Annotated in this window: 11 protein-coding genes; 5 read left to right on the forward strand and 6 right to left on the reverse strand. The window is 34.7% G+C overall.

Going from position 1 to position 17334, the window contains the following annotated elements; genetic code table 11:
- The first annotated feature begins 6 nt into the window (after positions 1-6).
- Positions 7-3507: a DUF6443 domain-containing protein gene (locus LO744_RS17995; RefSeq protein ID WP_230671857.1), complete on the forward strand. Its 3501-nt coding sequence runs from the start codon at positions 7-9 to the stop codon at positions 3505-3507.
- The gene (locus LO744_RS18000) at positions 3504-3893 is read left to right on the forward strand and encodes a hypothetical protein (protein WP_230671859.1); all 390 of its coding nucleotides are present in this window, start codon (positions 3504-3506) and stop codon (positions 3891-3893) included. The genes LO744_RS17995 and LO744_RS18000 overlap by 4 nt, the downstream gene beginning before the upstream one ends.
- A 75-nt stretch (positions 3894-3968) precedes the next feature.
- Here LO744_RS18000 and LO744_RS18005 read toward each other — a convergent pair whose 3' ends face one another.
- Positions 3969-4169, reverse strand: a complete 201-nt coding sequence (locus LO744_RS18005) for a hypothetical protein (RefSeq protein WP_230671861.1) — start codon at positions 4167-4169, stop codon at positions 3969-3971.
- A 159-nt stretch (positions 4170-4328) separates the two neighbouring features.
- Between LO744_RS18005 and LO744_RS18010 the strand changes: the two genes are divergently transcribed.
- Together LO744_RS18010 and LO744_RS18015 are read left to right on the forward strand one after the other, a co-directional pair.
- On the forward strand, positions 4329-5609 hold the full coding sequence (locus LO744_RS18010; protein WP_317207270.1) for an IS4 family transposase: 1281 nt from the start codon (positions 4329-4331) through the stop codon (positions 5607-5609).
- Positions 5610-5847: 238 nt separating this feature from the next.
- On the forward strand, positions 5848-8151 hold the full coding sequence (locus LO744_RS18015) for a GAF domain-containing protein (RefSeq protein WP_230671865.1): 2304 nt from the start codon (positions 5848-5850) through the stop codon (positions 8149-8151).
- A gap of 1 nt (position 8152) precedes the next feature.
- On the opposite strand, the gene LO744_RS18020 is transcribed toward LO744_RS18015, so the two are convergent.
- A complete protein-coding gene (locus LO744_RS18020; protein ID WP_230671867.1) occupies positions 8153-9067 on the reverse strand; it encodes a bestrophin family protein in 915 nt (304 codons plus the stop codon).
- A gap of 10 nt (positions 9068-9077) precedes the next feature.
- Entirely contained in the window at positions 9078-10241 is a 1164-nt protein-coding gene (locus LO744_RS18025; RefSeq protein ID WP_230671869.1) for a Pycsar system effector family protein, read from the reverse strand.
- Between the two features lie 26 nt (positions 10242-10267).
- Here LO744_RS18025 and LO744_RS18030 point away from each other — a divergent pair, with 26 nt between their 5' ends.
- Positions 10268-13981, forward strand: coding sequence for a metallophosphoesterase (locus LO744_RS18030; RefSeq protein WP_230671871.1), 3714 nt, complete (start codon positions 10268-10270; stop codon positions 13979-13981).
- A gap of 104 nt (positions 13982-14085) precedes the next feature.
- Here LO744_RS18030 and LO744_RS18035 read toward each other — a convergent pair whose 3' ends face one another.
- The 3 genes from LO744_RS18035 to mazG are packed head-to-tail and all read right to left on the reverse strand — an operon-like array spanning position 14086 to position 16810.
- Positions 14086-14958, reverse strand: a complete 873-nt coding sequence (locus tag LO744_RS18035) for a hypothetical protein (protein ID WP_230671873.1) — start codon at positions 14956-14958, stop codon at positions 14086-14088.
- 4 nt (positions 14959-14962) lie between these two features.
- Positions 14963-16042 (reverse strand): FUSC family protein, encoded by a 1080-nt coding sequence (locus tag LO744_RS18040; RefSeq protein ID WP_230671875.1) that lies wholly within the window; start codon positions 16040-16042, stop codon positions 14963-14965.
- The gene (gene mazG, locus LO744_RS18045; protein ID WP_230671877.1) at positions 16043-16810 is read right to left on the reverse strand and encodes a nucleoside triphosphate pyrophosphohydrolase; all 768 of its coding nucleotides are present in this window, start codon (positions 16808-16810) and stop codon (positions 16043-16045) included.
- Positions 16811-17334: the final 524 nt, after the last annotated feature.

A 17334-nucleotide genomic window follows, 5' to 3' on the forward strand; every position in this document is an offset into this window, starting at 1 on the left:
CAAATCATGAAAAAAATAATCATCCCGATAAGTACATTGTTTGTAGTGGAGCTTTCCCATGCGCAAACTTTAACCTTAAGCACAGATCAGAATTATGTGTATACAAAAACCTATCTCGATTATAATGGAACAACTGCCTCTAAGACAGCAGAAACCGTTCAGTATCTTGACGGCTTAGGCAGACCCAAGCAGGTTGTCAATATCAAAGCATCCCCACTTGGAAATGATGTTGTATCTCACATCGAATATGACGGATTTGGAAGGCAGGTGGACTCTTGGCTGCCTGCCCCGATGAGTACCTTGAATGGCGGAATTCAATCAGGAGTAAAATCTTCAGCCACGACTTATTATGGTGATAATTTTGCCTTTGGACACTCCAATCTCGAAGCGTCACCTTTAGACAGGGTTTTATCTCAGATACAGCCTGGAACAGATTGGCAAACACATCCTATTACATTTAATTATGATGCTAATATAGATGGAGAAGTGAAAAAGTTTACAGCCACATTTGACTATACAAATTTAGAATCAAAGCTTACTCTATCAACATCTTACACTACTGCCCAATTATATAAAAATATGGTAACCGATGAAGACGGAAATAAAACCATTGAATATAAAAATGGCCGAGGTCAGGTATTGCTTATCAGAAAAGTACTAAGCGACACAGAAAATGCCGATACTTATTATGTATACAATGATTATGACCAGTTAGCGTATGTTATACCCCCTTTAGCAGCAGATGCCGTTAAAAATTTAACTAGTGGTCTATTTCCTGATATTACATTAAACAATCTCTGCTATCAATATAAATACGATGGTAAAAACAGATTGGTAGAGAAAAAACTGCCAGGGAAAGGCTGGGAATATATGGTCTATGACAAAACTGATAGATTAATCTTTACCCAAGATGCCGTAATGCATCCTTCTGATAAATGGCTTTTTACCAAATATGATCAATTGGGAAGAGTTATCTACACAGGTATTGTACGAGGAGAAGGCAGCAGAATTGCTTTACAAAATATGATTAGCAATTTGGTGATTACCGAAAAACGAGACAGAGCAGGTTTTACAAAGAATGGAATGGAAGTTTATTACTCCAACATTATGTTTCCTTATCTTGAAACTGTATTATCGGTTAATTATTACGATACTTATCCTACAGGAAGTCCTTCTATTCCTACCCAGGTTTTAGGACAAACTGTTCTTTCACAAGATTCTCAGAATTTAAATATCAGTACCAAAAGTTTACCAGTAGCTTCTTATGTGAAAAATATTGAAGATGACAATTGGACCAAAAACTACACTTGGTATGATGAAAAAGGGAGACCAATCGGAATACACTCCATCAATCATTTAGGAGGTTACACCAAAACAGAATCTGAGCTTGATTTTTCGGGAACACCTAAGATGGCTATTACCAGACACAAAAGATTAAACAGCGATACTGAAAAAGTAATTACCGAAAACTTCACCTATGATCATCAGAACAGATTAATGACTCACACCCACAAGGTGGACAATAATCCTGTAGAATATCTGGTTCAAAACAAATACAATGAGCTTTCACAACTGGAAAGCAAGAAAGTGGGTGGAACAAGTTCAAACACACCATTGCAGCAGGTAGATTATTTATATAATATTCGAGGATGGATGACGCAGATTAACAATCCTGCTGATTTAAGTGGCGGAGATCTTTTCGGATACTCAATAAAATATACCAATCCTGAAAACACAAGTCTTTCAACAGGTAGATTCAACGGTAATATTGCGGAGATTGATTGGAAAACATCAACAAATCCTAATGATAATAAACGTAGATATTCTTACACCTATGATGGATTAAATAGGCTTCAACAAGGTATCTATTCAGAACCCGGCTCATCACTTATCAACAATGGTAACTATAATGAGCAACTTACCTATGATCTCAACGGAAATATTGCTAGCCTAAAAAGGTTTTCAAAGCCTTCTTCTGGAATCACTGCTGAGAAAATTGATGATTTAATTTATGATTATACCGGAAATCGTTTGGATAAAATAAGACTTCCTGTTGGGGTTCTCAATAACTCTTCAGGATATAATGCATTGCAAAATGTTTTTGACTATGATTCCAATGGAAATATGACTAAGCATTTGGATAAAGGAATAACTTCAATTGTCTACAATTATCTGAACCTACCGTCAAATATTTCAAGCGGTATCGGAAAAATAAAAAGCGAAACTACCCATCTTTACCGCGCAGACGGAACGAAGCTGAAAAAAAGTGTAATTAGTAATCTGGCAATGGGATCAACAAAAGAAATAGATTATCTGGATGGTTTTCAATACTCTTTTTACGGTGGTGCAATTGTTGCCCCAAATTCATCAGGTCTTCAGTTTGTTCCAACTCCAGAAGGATACTTTGATTTTGTAAAAAATAAGTATATTTACAATTACAGTGATCATTTAGGAAATACTAGGTTAAGTTATTTCCATAATGGCAGCAGCGTAGAAGTTCTTGAAGAAAACAACTATTATCCTTTTGGATTGAAGCATGAAGGATACAATGGTTTAGTAGGTAATCCTTCTTATCAGTATAAGTACAACGGGAAGGAGTTGCAAGAGACGGGAATGTATGACTACGGTGCAAGGTTCTATATGCCGGATATTGGAAGATGGGGTGTGGTGGATCCGCTGGCGGAAACTTCCAGACGATGGTCACCTTATACCTATGCTTATAACAATCCGATAAGATTTATTGATCCAGATGGAAGACAAAATGAAGAAGCAAATAGAGATTATTCTTCAATAAACCAAAATAATGAGGGGGTTTTCCCTCCTGATTGGTATCAAAAAAATGGAACAAACAACGTAGAGTGGAAAGATACCAATAAAGCGGTTGAAGGTTATACAAGTTTAGGCAGAAGTAATACAATTGGATCTTCTGCGGATGGCTATGATAGAATGTACGATTTACATGCTAATGGTTCTGCCACAGTAAAAACAGGAGATGGCGAAACTACTCTTTTACATGCAGAAGGGGGTGAAACTTTAAGTATTATCTCTGGTGGCATAATTACTACGTCTGCAACAAGCGTAAGTGGTTTAGCTGTTCAAGGAAGTGCTACATTTGCACCATTAGTAACGCCTGGATTCACTGTTGCTGCTGGTTATGTTAAAGATTCTTATGGGAACGGAGAATTTTATTTTTCCTATGGAAAAGCTAATGGATTAATGCTAGGAATAGGAGGTGATTTTATTCCTATTAAAACTACAAATCCCAATCAGATGTTTCATGTTAATGATTTTGAAGGGTACGGTAATTCATACTCTGCAGGCATTGGAGCAAGTATTAGCTATGGAGGAACTACAGATACTAATACGACGTTCATGCAAAATGTCAATCCCAATGCTTGGGGGAAAAACAAAAATGGTTATACTACTGGAGGGGTTGGCTATGGGCTAGGGTTAGATGTTGGTGCAGCTTGGACAAGAACAAATACAATATTACCTTTTAAAAAATGATGCTTTTAAATAAAAAATACCCAACAATAATACTTGTTGGTTCGTTTATAGTTTTAGGTATTTTTATTTTTATCTTTATCTATTATAAAAATACTCCTATAAGTAATGAAAATCTTAATAGCCTACTTTTTACAAAAATTGAAAATAGAACTATTAAATCTATTGTGAGTAAAAAAAGTACTGATTATACTAATCACGGGGCCACATATGTAGTATATGGAAGAGATAGTTTGCCTACTCATACAGGATGGGATGATAAAATAGAAATAGGAGATTCCATTATAAAACCAAAAGGTTCTTTGAAAATTACTATTAAAAACAGTGAAAAAATCTATATTTTAGATTACGAAAAACAAGAAGAAGAAATATTAACAACTAATTTTTAATTTTCCTCGCTCCCGCACGATTTTATCGTGTGACAAATAATAAAAAACCCTCGCATTTTGCGAGGGTTTTGCGTTTTATATACCTTGCAAAACGTTTGCAAGATTGTCTTTTAATCGTTTTCTACTGATAGTAATATCGATAATATTGAAGATGGATTTTTTTTCTGTTTCGTCGAGTTCTTCTAAAAGCCTTACTTTATCAATTACATTTTTATCGTAAGAATTAATATCCAAAATCTGTTCTTCATCCAAGAGCTCAGCGAGTTTGATTCCCAAAGCTTTCCCGCTGGTGCGAGCGCAATGTCATTAAGTTAAGATTTAAATATCTGTAAATCAATATTTTATATTGTTTTTAATAGTCGTATTTCGTATATTTACTTAGTAATCAGACAGTTATTATGTTGAAAAAAAACGACTTTATCTATTTTAGATAAAATACAGGCAGAATTTTTTAGTACCTTACTTCAGGAAACGTATAGGATGAAAGACAAAGATTTTACTCGTAATAGAAAACAATCATTCGCAAGCACTTTGCTTCTAATGGTTAATTTCCTTACCAAGAGTCTTTCTTTAGAAATTGAAAATTTCGTTCGTTATTTGAAAATTGAGATTACCAATACGAAGCCTTTTACCAAAAGTGCTTTTGTGCAGGCTCGAAAAAAAATATCTCCAAAAGTTTTCCGCCACCTATCAAACTTATTAGTTCGTGAGTTTTACACCGATAACTCAGGGGTTGCACTCTTAGAAGGTTTTAGGATACTGGCCGTAGATGGTTCGAGAATTACATTACCGATAACGCAGGAACTTGAAGGTCAATTTGGTAGAACAACTAATCAAAGTGACACTTACGTCATACAAGCTAAGGTTTCTGTATTGTACGATGTTCTGAATAATTTTGTCATTGATGGTGATTTATCTCCTATAAGTATTGGGGAAAGGGAAATGGCACTAAAGCATTTGCAACACTGTAAAATAGGAGATTTACTAATCTATGACAGAGGTTATCCTTCTTTTGATTTTATATTTGAACATCATCAGAGAGGTTTGGATTATTTGATGAGAGTAAAAACAGATTTTAGTTCGGTAACAAAATCTTTTATGAAAAATGGGAAAACATCAGAAATCGTAGAAATAAATCCTGGTAAAAATACGAAACCTTATGTGAAAGTAAGCCAAAAGAAACCTTCACTAAGAGTAAGAATCATAAGAATAGAATTACCTAACGGACAGACAGAACTGCTCATTACATCTTTGTTGGAAAACAAAAAATATACACCCCTCTTTTTTAAGAAGCTCTATTTTAAGCGATGGAAAATTGAAACTTTTTATGATGAGTTCAAAAACAAATTAAAAATAGAACATTTTTCGGGATATTCTTACCAAAGTATCATGCAGGATTTCTTTGCTGCTTTATTTGTAAGCAATGTGCAGACACTTATTATAGGAGATTTAAATGAAGAAATTAAAGAGATGAACTTGAATAAAAGATACGATTATAAAATCAATAACAATTTATCGTATGGCTTTATGAAAGACAGAATAGTAGGAATGTTTCTCAAAAAACAAAATACACAAGATATATTGGAAGAGCTAAAACAACTTTTCAAAAAACATCTCATACCCATAAGACCTGATAGATCTAACAAAAGAAATGTAGGCAAGTACCGAAATCGAATAAAGCCAAAAACAACTAAAAATCAAAAAGATACGCTGTGATATTTTCTTAACTTAATGACATTGGGTGCGAGCGTCTCGCTCGTTCCTTTGAACACAAAAAACCTCGCATTTTGCGAGGTTTTTTGTGTTCAAAGCATCCTATTTTATATCTAAACTGTTCAACAATAAAAGCATTCATCATAGTAAAAAACCAGTCTTTTATATAAAATTTGCACGTTCAAAACACGCAATTCCCTCATAGATTTCATACCTTTACCCTCACAATTTTTCTTACATTTTGGCAAATCTCTACAAGAAAGAAAGTCCGTTTCAGGTTTTTATATCGTTCAAAAAATATTTGGATGTGTTAGAACATATTCGGTACAATGACCGTTTAGAGTATCGAGCCAATTATGCCGAATCATTGATTGAGAAAACCAAAAACTTTCAAGAATTAAGAGATGGTTTTCAGGATTTGTCGGTATTTGAGAAGCATAAAGACCTCATCAGGCTTTTATTGGCAGACCTCTTCCCTACCGGCTTGACGAAAAATGAAATTAAAGCGGCAGGAATTCCGCTCACCAATCTTACGTTCAATTATACCGAGAGATTTCAGAATATTTTGAATGATGCCGGAAAAGATTTTGAGATTGAGTTTAGAGACATTAGTGATGACGAATATTACGTCTTTTGCTGTTGCCTGATTTTGCAGACCTACCTTAAAAAAGATATTAAAGTTACCATCCCATTTTATTATTACATTCCCGATAAACAGGGAATTATGAAGCATTATAAAATTACAGTCAACTCAGATTTCAGCGATGTTTATCCTGCCGAAGGAACCAAAACTCCGCCAGACGATGTTTTAGATATGCTGCTTGAAAATCTGGATGATGTACCGCTTTGGAAAAAATATTTCCAGCCAGAATCATGGATTTTAAATGGGTTTAGTATTATTTCGCTTATCGACTGTACTTCGGAAGTTGCCTTATCAGATTTGAAGTCAAGCATGATTAAAATTGATTTGGAAAACCCTTCTCCTGATGAGAATTTAAAAGAAATATTTAAATCTTATTTTGATGTTGCCGAGCTCAATTTTGGGCTGATGCTTTTTAATACTAAAAACAAAAGACTCGAGAAACTTCCTATTTACGAAAATGTTTTCACCAATTATCTTCTCGATTTTTGGATCAACACCTTTGATGAAGAAGCAAGAAAAACGGCTTTTGAAAATATCCGTTACAACTCAAAACCGATTGTCGTTTCCAACGTCGACAACCTTGATGAAGAAATTAAAAAACTCCCTTCTTTCAATATTTTAAAAGATAATAACATCAATAGCTTCATGGTCATTCCGATTATGAAAGACAACGAACTTTTGGCGATGATGGAGTTTACATCCCCTCAAGCCAACAGTTTGAATGGTTTAAAATTGAAGAAACTTGAGTTTGTTGCCGATATGATTATCTTCTCTCTCAGCAGATTTACGTATGAAAGAAACAATCAGATTGAAGCTATTATTCAGCGTGAATACACCACAATTCACGACAGCGTTATCTGGAAATTCAGAAATGAAGCTGAGCGTTATTTTAATGCTTACTTATCTAAAAAAATATATACGTTAAAGGAGATTTCATTTAAAAACCTAACTCCGCTGTTTAGTTTTTCAGACATCCGTGCTTCGTCAGACAAGCGCGTTACTCTGATGCTGGAAGACCTCAACCAACAAGGCGACGGGCTTCAGGATGTGATGACGATGCTCAATTCTGCAGAATCTGAAAAGTTTGCATTGGCATTAGATGTTTTTGAAAATGAAATCAATAATGAAATCAAAGCAGATACAGAACAGCGTTTTCAGAGAGTTTTACGTGATGAAATCCATCCTTACCTGCAAGGGCAACTTGAGGTGAAAAGCGACGAAGATATTAAAGATAAAATCAAAAATTACTTTAGTCAGGTCTTTACTCAGAATGACCTTTTTTATGCCAACAGGAAAAATTTAGACGATTCTATCACACTTCTCAACCGTAAATTGGCGGATATTTTAGACGAAAAACAAGTGGCTGCCCAGGAGATTTTCCCGCATTATTTTGAGCGGTTTAAGTCGGATGGTGTAGAGCACAATCTCTACATTGGTCCTAGTATCGCTCCAGAACTCCCCTATTCTGCAAAAGTCGTTCAGGAGTTGAGATATTGGCAGCTTGAAACCCTTTGTACAATGGAACATGAGTTTCGTGTATTCAAAAAAGACCTTCCGGTTTCGCTTGATATTGCTTCGCTAATTTTTGTATATAATGAAAAAATAGACATCCGTTTCCGAATGGATGAGAAACGTTTTGATGTAGACGGTGCCTTTAATTCTAACTTTGAAATTATTAAAAAAAGGTTGGAAAAAGCCCATATCAAAGATTCTACCGAAAGAATTACCTGCCCTGGAAGAATTACGATTGTTTATTTCGGCTTAGAAAATCAGCGTGAATATTTACAATACATCCACAGACTTCAGAAACAGAATGTTTTAAAAACGGATGTTGAACTTTTAAGAGTTGAAGATTTGCAGGGTATCACAGGATTGCTTGCGATGAGAGTTTCTTTGGCGTAAATTAATCTACAAAATAAGAATCCGGCTTTTTTAATTCGCCTTGTGGAATTTCTGCCTGCTCAAAAATAGAAAATTCAATCGTTCTGCAAATACTATTGAGTGCCAAATCATTTTCTTCCTCACCAAAAGGTTCCCCAATCTCCTGAATGATGGCATCTAAAGCAATAAAAGTATAGCTGATAAGAAGTACAATCAAAGGCATCATCCAATCTAAACTGTCGAGTAAGCCGAAAGGCAACCAAAAACAATAGAGATAAACCGTACGATGCAACAAAACGCTGTAGGCAAATGGAAGTGGCGTATTTAAAATTCTCTCGCAACCACCAGAAATATTAGAAAACTGATTCAGCTGATGATTCATAGAAGACAAAACGATGGTATCGATGTTTCCTTTTTTATTCTGAGTATGCAGCCAATCTGAAATAAACCCTAAAATAATATTAGGAATAAACGTCTTCCCTTGTATTTGATGAAACTGATCTTCAGAAAGTAATTTTTTAAGATTTCCTGTTTCAGACTTGCCTCTTAATTGATCATTTAAAGACCAGCAAAATGCAGAAATAAGCTTTACGATTTCCTGTTTTTCTTCTTTAGGAACATTGGGTATAAAAGATAAGATCTGTCTCGTTAAAGAACGGGTTTCAATAACCAATAATCCCCAAAGCTTTCTTCCTTCCCAAAAACGGTCATAGCTTGCGGTATTACAAAAGCCCATGAAAATGGCCAAAGCTAAACCTATCAATGTAAAAACAGTGGGATTGAGCTTTACTTTGTAATCGTAAATTTTTCCGTTAAAATAATATACCGCGACAGAGAAAATAGTGATAATAAAAAGCTGCGTGATTATTTTCTTTAAAACAGAACCTTTCCATATAAATAGCATTTTCAGCCAGTGCGTTCTCTGTCTTACAATCATCTAATTTCAGTTAAAGCGTCAAGAAAGCATAGGCAAAAGACAGGACAGAAATGATAATTCCTGCCATAAAAATCTGATAGGTAATCGAAAGAAGTTTATATTTTCGGTCTAAAACTTTACCCAGAAAGTATAAATCTCTCACCATAGAATCGTAGATATAATCGCGGTCTTTGATAAGATCATGCATCGAGGTCAGATAATGATCAAATTCCATTTGCTGGAAATTTCCAAAAAACAAAAGGTTGACTTTACGGTCTTTAATATCCTGATTGGTAAAAACAGTTTTTGTAACATTAGGTTTTGTAGAAAGAATTGCAAAAATAATCGTCAGTACACTCGAGATTAAAAGAAAAAATGTAGGAATAACCAAATGTGCATTTTTCGGAGTATCTAATTTAGGCACCAAAACAGAAAGACAAACCGAAATAATAATCGCATTGACCGAAAGCAAAATATTGGCTTTGCTGTCTGCAATATCACTCAATCTTGTATGGTTATTCAAAGTCACTCTGAAAAGTGTATCTACACTTCTATCCGACTTTTGATCTTTTTTATCTGAGTTTTCTTTTTTAGGCTTTTCTTCTTTATCAAGCTTTTTTTCGAGCTTTTTTACATTCTTCATTTTTAGCGGTTCCCAATTTTCTTTGGCGTAATCTGTGAAATATTTATGCTTATTTTTAAGAAAATCTACATTCATTACATTCCATTCGTCGTTAGAAAAGCACATTCCTCCCGTCAGTTCCCATTCTTTACGCAAAGCTTCTGCAGAATCACTGTAAAATGGGCTTGCAAAATGACTGAAATCAGCATCTTTCATAATTTCCTCCAGAAAACCTTGAGGCTGATGGTATTTTTCAGTGGAAAGAATCAATTTAGAAACCTCCTCAATATATTCATCAGAAAAATTATCTTTCTTCAAAAATTCTTTCATAATAACCGCACTTCGTTGCTCATGCCCTTCAGCATTGCAATCTGTAAAGCCTACATCATGAAACCATAAGGCAAGCAATACTTTTTCTCTGTCAACTTCAGGTAAATTGGTATGCTTTATGATTTCATCTGCTTTCTGAACAGCGTATGTGGTATGGATAAAATTATGATAAAAGTAAACAGAAGATAGTTTATCTTTGAATAAGTTTTCAACATAATTTTTAGCTTTGTCTAAGATGCTCATCACCAAATTTTTCTTATTGTAAATGTATGAATTTATCCTTTAAATCTTATTTAAAAAAAATATCACCGGCAGGAAAAACCGTTCTCCTTTCGGGACTTCTTTTGTCTTGTGCTACCTACAACGTAAAAAAAGGTAAAAACTTACATGAGATACCGCAATCTGAACAAAAAACAGAGCAAAACTTTCAGATTTTCCTCGTGGGTGATGCAGGAAATTCAGAAGAAATTCAGGCTCAGCAGACTTTAAATTTCCTTAAAAATAAGATAGATTCTGCCAACAGCAATTCGATGCTGATATTTTTAGGAGATAACATCTACCCTCTCGGAATGCCAAAAGAAGGCGACAAAGACTATCCTTTGGCAAAAGAAAAAATGGAAAACCAATTGGCAATTACCAAAAACTTTAAAGGTAAAACATTGGTTATCCCCGGAAATCATGATTGGTATCATGGTTTGGATGGTCTAAAAGCTCAGGAAGACTTTGTAAAAACGTATCTGAAAGACAAAAAATCTTTTCTCCCTAAAAATTCTTGTCCGATTGATGATATCAATTTAACAAAAGACATCAAGCTCATCGTCATTGATTCTGAATGGGCACTGATTAATTGGGATAAATACCCCGGAATCAACAAAGGATGTGATATTAATACCAGAGAAGATTTTTACACCGAATTTAAAGATCTTATTACCAAAAATCAGGATAAGAGAATTATCGTTGCGCTGCATCATCCGGTAATCAGTACGGGCGTTCATGCAGGATTTAATTCTGCAAAATCTCATCTTTCCGCCTTTAACGGTAAAGTTCCCATTCCCGGAATTGCCTCTGTGCTTACCACTTTGAGAAGTGTTTCCGGAGCGAGCATGGAAGATCTCAGCAACAGACATTATGCAGACTTTGCCAATAGACTAAAAAGCATCGTTCAAGATAAAGAAAATGTAATTTTCGTTTCTGGGCACGATCACAATCTGCAATATCATGCAGACAGAAACATCAGACAAATTATCAGCGGAGCCGGCTCAAAAACAGATCCTGCCACCATTGTAGAAAAAACAGATTTCTCTTATGGCGGAAGTGGATTTGCTGTGTTAAATCTCAGAAAAGATTTGAGCTCAGATGTAGAATATTTTTCAACAAAAAATAATGCGCTTAAAAAGCTAACCCAAATTTCTGTAATTCCTAAACCTCAAGTATTTGAAAATAATTTCCCTAGCTCTTTTCCGGAAACCTATACATCATCCGTTTATCCAGAAAGATTAACCAAAAAAGGAAAAATCTACCGTTGGCTTTGGGGAGATCATTACCGAAAATATTACGGACTTCCTATTGAAGCTAAAACGAAAAATCTCTCAGATATGGATCCTGGGTATTCGCCTTTCAGAGAAGGTGGCGGAAATCAATCGAACAGTCTTCGTCTGAGAACCAGTGAAGGACAGGAATTTGTGATGCGTGGAGTGAAAAAAAGTGCCGTCCGTTTTCTAAATGCCCAAGCTTTTAAGAAAAATGATTTTGGAAATGAATTAAACAACACTTTTCCTGAAAGATTCTTACTCGATTTTTACACGACCAATCATCCTTTTACCGGATTTGCCGTTAATAATATGATTGATAAGCTGGATATTTTTCATAGCAATCCGGAGTTGTATTATATTCCAAAACAAAAAGCGCTGGGTCGCTACAACAAAAATTACGGTGACGAAATGTATATGATTGAAGAGCGTTTTTCTTCTGACCCTAAGACCTTACAGTCACTTGATAATGCTTCTGGTATTGTTTCTACTTCAGATGTCCTAAAAAATATGCGAAAAGACAGCAAATATTCTGTCGATCAGGATTTGTATATCAGAGCAAGAATTTTTGATATGCTGATTGGTGATTGGGATAGACACGAAGATCAATGGAAATGGGCCGAATATAAAGTGGGAGATAAAGTTGTTTACAAACCTATCCCAAGAGACAGAGATCAGGCGTTCAGCATCTATGATGGCGCTGCGTTTACCTTTATTATGAATATCCCGATGATTCGTCACATGAAATCTTTTAAAGATGAAATAAAAAATGTGCGTTGGGTAAACATGGAGCCTTATCCTTTAGATTTAATTTTTCTGAAAGGTTCTACCGAACAAAACTGGAGCGAGCAGGCAAAATACATTCAGAAACACCTTACCGATGCCGATATTGATGTTGCTTTTAAAAATCTCCCGAAAGAAGTTCTGGATGAAACCATTGCCGATATTCAAAGAAAATTAAAACTGAGAAAAGAAAAAATCGAGGCCAATGCAGTAGAATATTATCACATTCTTCAGGAAAAAGTGCCGTTGGTAGGAACGCTCAGTCCGGACAAATTTGTCATTGTAAAGAACGAAACATCAGTTGAAGTAAAGCAATATAAAATTAATAAAGATAAAACCGAAGAACTAGTTTTTGAAAAAACTTACGACGGTAAGAAAACCAAAGAACTTTGGATTTACGGATTGGATGATGATGACGTTTATGAAGTTTCCGGAGATGGAAAATCAAAGACAAATATTCGCTTAATTGGTGGTTACAATCATGATGTTTACAATGTTTCTAACGGCAGAAACGTTAAAATTTACGATTTTAAATCTCAGAAAAACACCTACGAAACCAAAGGCGCGACAAAGCACATTACCGATGATTATGATATAAATACCTACAACTGGAAACACCCTAAATACAATTTCTTTGCAGGATATCCGATGGCAAATTACAATCCTGATGACGGGGTTATTTTGGGTCTTGTAGCTAATTTTACGGTTAATAATTTCATTCGTGACCGCTTTACTCAAAAACATAGTTTTAGTGCTAATTTATACACCGCAACAGGTGGATTTAATTTAGGCTATAAAGGAGTTTTCAAAAAAGCAATTTTCGGGTGGGATGCCGGAATTGATGCGACTCATACAACTCCCCATTTTGCAAGAACATTTTTTGGATTTGGAAATGAAACACAATACGACAAAGATGCGGTAGATAGAGATTACAATCGTGTAAGAATTTCTCAGAGTAAATTTGCACCTTCCATCTCAAAAACAAGCTGGCTCAACATCAAGCATCAGTTCCAATTAACCTTTGAAAACTCTAAACTGCAGAAAAATGATGACCGTTTTGCGGTTATATCACCAGATGTAAGATTAGAAAACTTCGACCATCAACAATTTGGAGGAGCCAATTACACCTTTAGTTTTAAAAATTTCGACAATAATGCTTTTCCTACACTAGGTTTAGAATTAGTTTTAAATGCAGGCTGGAAAGCCAATTTACAAGAGCTTGAAAGAAATTTTGCAAGCTTTCAGGGAAGTATGACCGTTTTCCACAGAATTGATAAGAAAGGAAAATTTGTATTTGCCAATTCTACGAATGCCATGATTATCAACAATAATAATTTTGAATTTTATCAGGCTGCAGCCATTGGTGGAAACAATGGAATGCGCGCTTACAGAAATGAAAGATTTGCAGGAAAATCATACCTTATCAACAATGCGGAAGTTCGCTGGGATTTTGGAAGAGTAAGAAATAATATCGTCCCCGTCAATATGGGAATTTTAGTAGGATATGACGCAGGAAGAGTATGGATAGATAAAGAGCAATCTAACAAATGGCATCAAGGAGTTGGTGGCGGTTTTTGGATGAATATGCTGGAGTCTTTCTCTGCAAGAATCGATTACTTTACCGGTGAAGATGGCGGAAGAATTTCCGGTGGCGTTGGAATGAGTTTCTAACGGTCATTGATTGTTTTATTAAACGTAAAGTTTGTCATTCTGAAAGAATCTATACAATTTTATAAAAGGTTGCAGAGATTCCTCCAGAATGACAAACTAAATATTTATTTTAAAGAAAATTGATACACATTTCCACCTGTTTTTTTATCCTTTTCATCAGCAATCAGCAAGGTTTTATCATCCACAAAAACGACTGCTTCTTTTTGTGAATTGTGTTCTAAAGAGATTTTCTGAATTTTAGCACTATTAAAATCATTTGCTGTAAACCCTGAAAGTACGTGAATGTTTTTATGCGTTAAAAGCACAATTTCATTTTTAGAATTAATAGCAGCGGATGTAATGGCAGCATCACCGTAACCGCCTTCTAGTTTTAATTTCCCAATTAATTTAGCTTCAAAATCACCTTCCTTATTTGGAATTTGGAAAACCAAAAATGTTCCGTCAAAACCTTTGCTTCTGTTTTTTGTAAACAAATAAAAACTTCCGTCTTTTTCTACAAAAGCTTCACAATCGTATAGTAAATTAGACTTTTGGGGAGGAAACTCAGTCTGTCCTTCATAATGAAATTTTGTCGTCTGAATAACTTTTGTTGATTTCTGAGACTCATTCTTTAAATCTAATTTTAAGATGGAAAGATTCTGTCTGTCATTTTCATTATTCCCGAAATCACCAATGTAGATATTTCCGGCAGCATCTTTTGTAATATCTTCCCAGTCGTTATTTTCAGCATTTTCTACCAATACATCATTAATCAGGTCACCTTGTCGGTTGAGCCCGTACACTACATTTTTATTTCCGGCATCTTCAATAGCCCAAATAATTTTCTGGTCTTGCGAAAGAGCAATTCCTGAAACTTCTTTCAACTTTTTGGGAAATGAAAATTCTGTTTTCAAATCTTCCTGTGATTTTGTTACCGAATCTTGAGCTTTCGGATTGCAGCTCATCAACATAAAAGCAAATACAACGAGAATGCGCATAATTTTATTTTTTTAATTTTTTAAACTGAAAGAAAGAATATCTGATGTTTTTCTCCAATTGATTGATGATTTGTTGGTGATGGAGAAAAAAACCAGCAGCCAATCCCATCAAACTTCCAATAATAGTATCGAGTAATCTTGCCTGCATCAGATTTTCAACCTCATGATGCACGGTGCTTCCGACTTCTATTAAAAGCAAAGTAAGTGGTGTAATAAATATAACGGCAAAACCATAATTTCTTACAATCATCAACTCAACTATGAACTGTAAAACTACAATAATTCCTATCATTACAATTTTTTCAGGGTCAAAAAGAAGAATCAGCCATGCTAAGCCCAAACCAATGAAAGTTCCGAAAATACGGTGCATATTTCTCTGTCGCACATGCTCAAAATTTCGCCCCTGAATAATGGCAACAGTAGAAATAGAAATCCAGTACGTATTTTGAAACTTTAAAAGATGCCCGACAATTAAAGTCAGCATCATAATTAAACCTATAATCGTACTTTCAACAAACTTGGTATATCTTTTTTTCTTAAAAACTCTTCGTGGAATATTGACCACTTCACTTTTTTCAACAAAAACAGAATAAAGAAACGCCAGTGAACACGATAAAATAGCTCCCATTGTGACTAAACCAACTCGTAAAGGAATCATTTCCAAATCAAACTGATATGTACTCGCCATCGCCGCCAACATGATGAAGAAAAAATTTCCAGGCGGTGAAATTTTAAAATAAGAAGTGATAAAATGAGAAAGGAAAGAAACAATCCCGAAAGATAAAGCCGCTGTGTAAATATTAAAACTAAAAAAAAGACTGATGGTAAAGGAAAATATAATCCCAAAAGCACAAACCGCCAAATGAATCATTCGCTGACTAATCGGCGCCGTCGTGAAATACAATATCGTCAACGCTCCCAAACTCGAAAGACTTCCATAGTTTGGTTTACCCGAAAACCATCCTAATAAAAGAGGAATACCAATGCATAATGCAGCAAGAAACGGAAAATGCCATTTCCGCTCGGTTTTCTTCATTTCAATCAGATATTGAAAACGGTTTTGTGAAGGATTGTCTACTTTCATTTATTCAAAACGTTTTGCTTTTTCCCAAAGAACATCCATTTCTTCTAAAGTGATATCAGCTAATTTTAAATCTGCCTCAGCTGCAAGCTGTTCCATTTTCTGAAATCTTGAAATAAATTTCAGATTGGTACGCTCTAAAGCCGAATCAGGGTTTAAACCTGAAATTCTTGCGTAATTAATCAATGAGAAAAATACATCGCCCAACTCCTGTTCTTTTTTATCTAAATCGGTTTCTGCATGAAACTCGTTGATTTCTTCATCTACTTTTTTCCACGCATCTTCGGCATCGTGAAATTCAAAACCAATTCCTTTTACTTTATCCTGAATTCTATAGGCTTTTACCATACTTGGCAATCCTTTCGGAACGCCACCCAAAATAGATTTATTACCTTCTTTCAGTTTTAGTTTTTCCCAGTTTTGTTTTACTTCTTCTTCATCTTTCACTTCTACATCGCCATAAATATGAGGGTGGCGGAAAATCAGTTTTTCATTTAAAGAATTAATAACATCAGCAATATCGAAACTCTTTTTTTCAGAACCTATTTTAGCATAAAAAACCAGATGCAGCAATACATCGCCAAGTTCTTTTTTAATTTCGGTTAAATCTTCCTGTAAAAGAGCATCCGAAAGTTCGTAAGTTTCTTCTAAAGTTAAATGACGAAGCGTTTGTAGTGTCTGTTTCTGATCCCACGGACATTTTTCACGAAGGTCATCCATAATATCTAAAAGTCTTCCGAAAGCTTCGAGTTTTTCTTGTCTGGTATTCATTCAATTAAGGTTGAGGTTAAGATTAAATAGAAGTACAAATTTACGGCAAATCTTCTGTATTGCTATTTTGTCTTGATACAAAAGAATTATAAGGAACTAACATTTCTGTTGGTTAATCGCGAAGGCGCAGTTTTTTAGAATCAAACCGTTTTTAAGGCGCAAGAAAATCAGAGATTTTCAAATTGTGAATTGTGAATATTTAATGATTCATTATTTTTCATGTGTAATCTTTCATTTGTAATCTTTCATTAAGAAATGAATATTTAATTTTTTTAACGCAAAGATTTATTTTTCTTCATGTTTTACTTTAAGGTGGCAAAGAAGCATCAATGAATTGATTTGATAAAGCTCATGCATATTCCAAGCTTAATCGACTTGTTCGATAATCTTTGCTCCTTAAAATCAAGATTTTTTTAAATAAAATCTTTGCGTGATAAAAATAGTATAGCCTTAAAAATTGTGAATTGTGAATATTTAATGATTCATTATTTTTCATCTGTAATCTTTCATTTGTAATCTTTCAT

Origin of the sequence: Chryseobacterium turcicum, assembly GCF_021010565.1 — a bacterium.
Classification (GTDB): Bacteria; Bacteroidota; Bacteroidia; order Flavobacteriales; family Weeksellaceae; genus Chryseobacterium; species Chryseobacterium turcicum.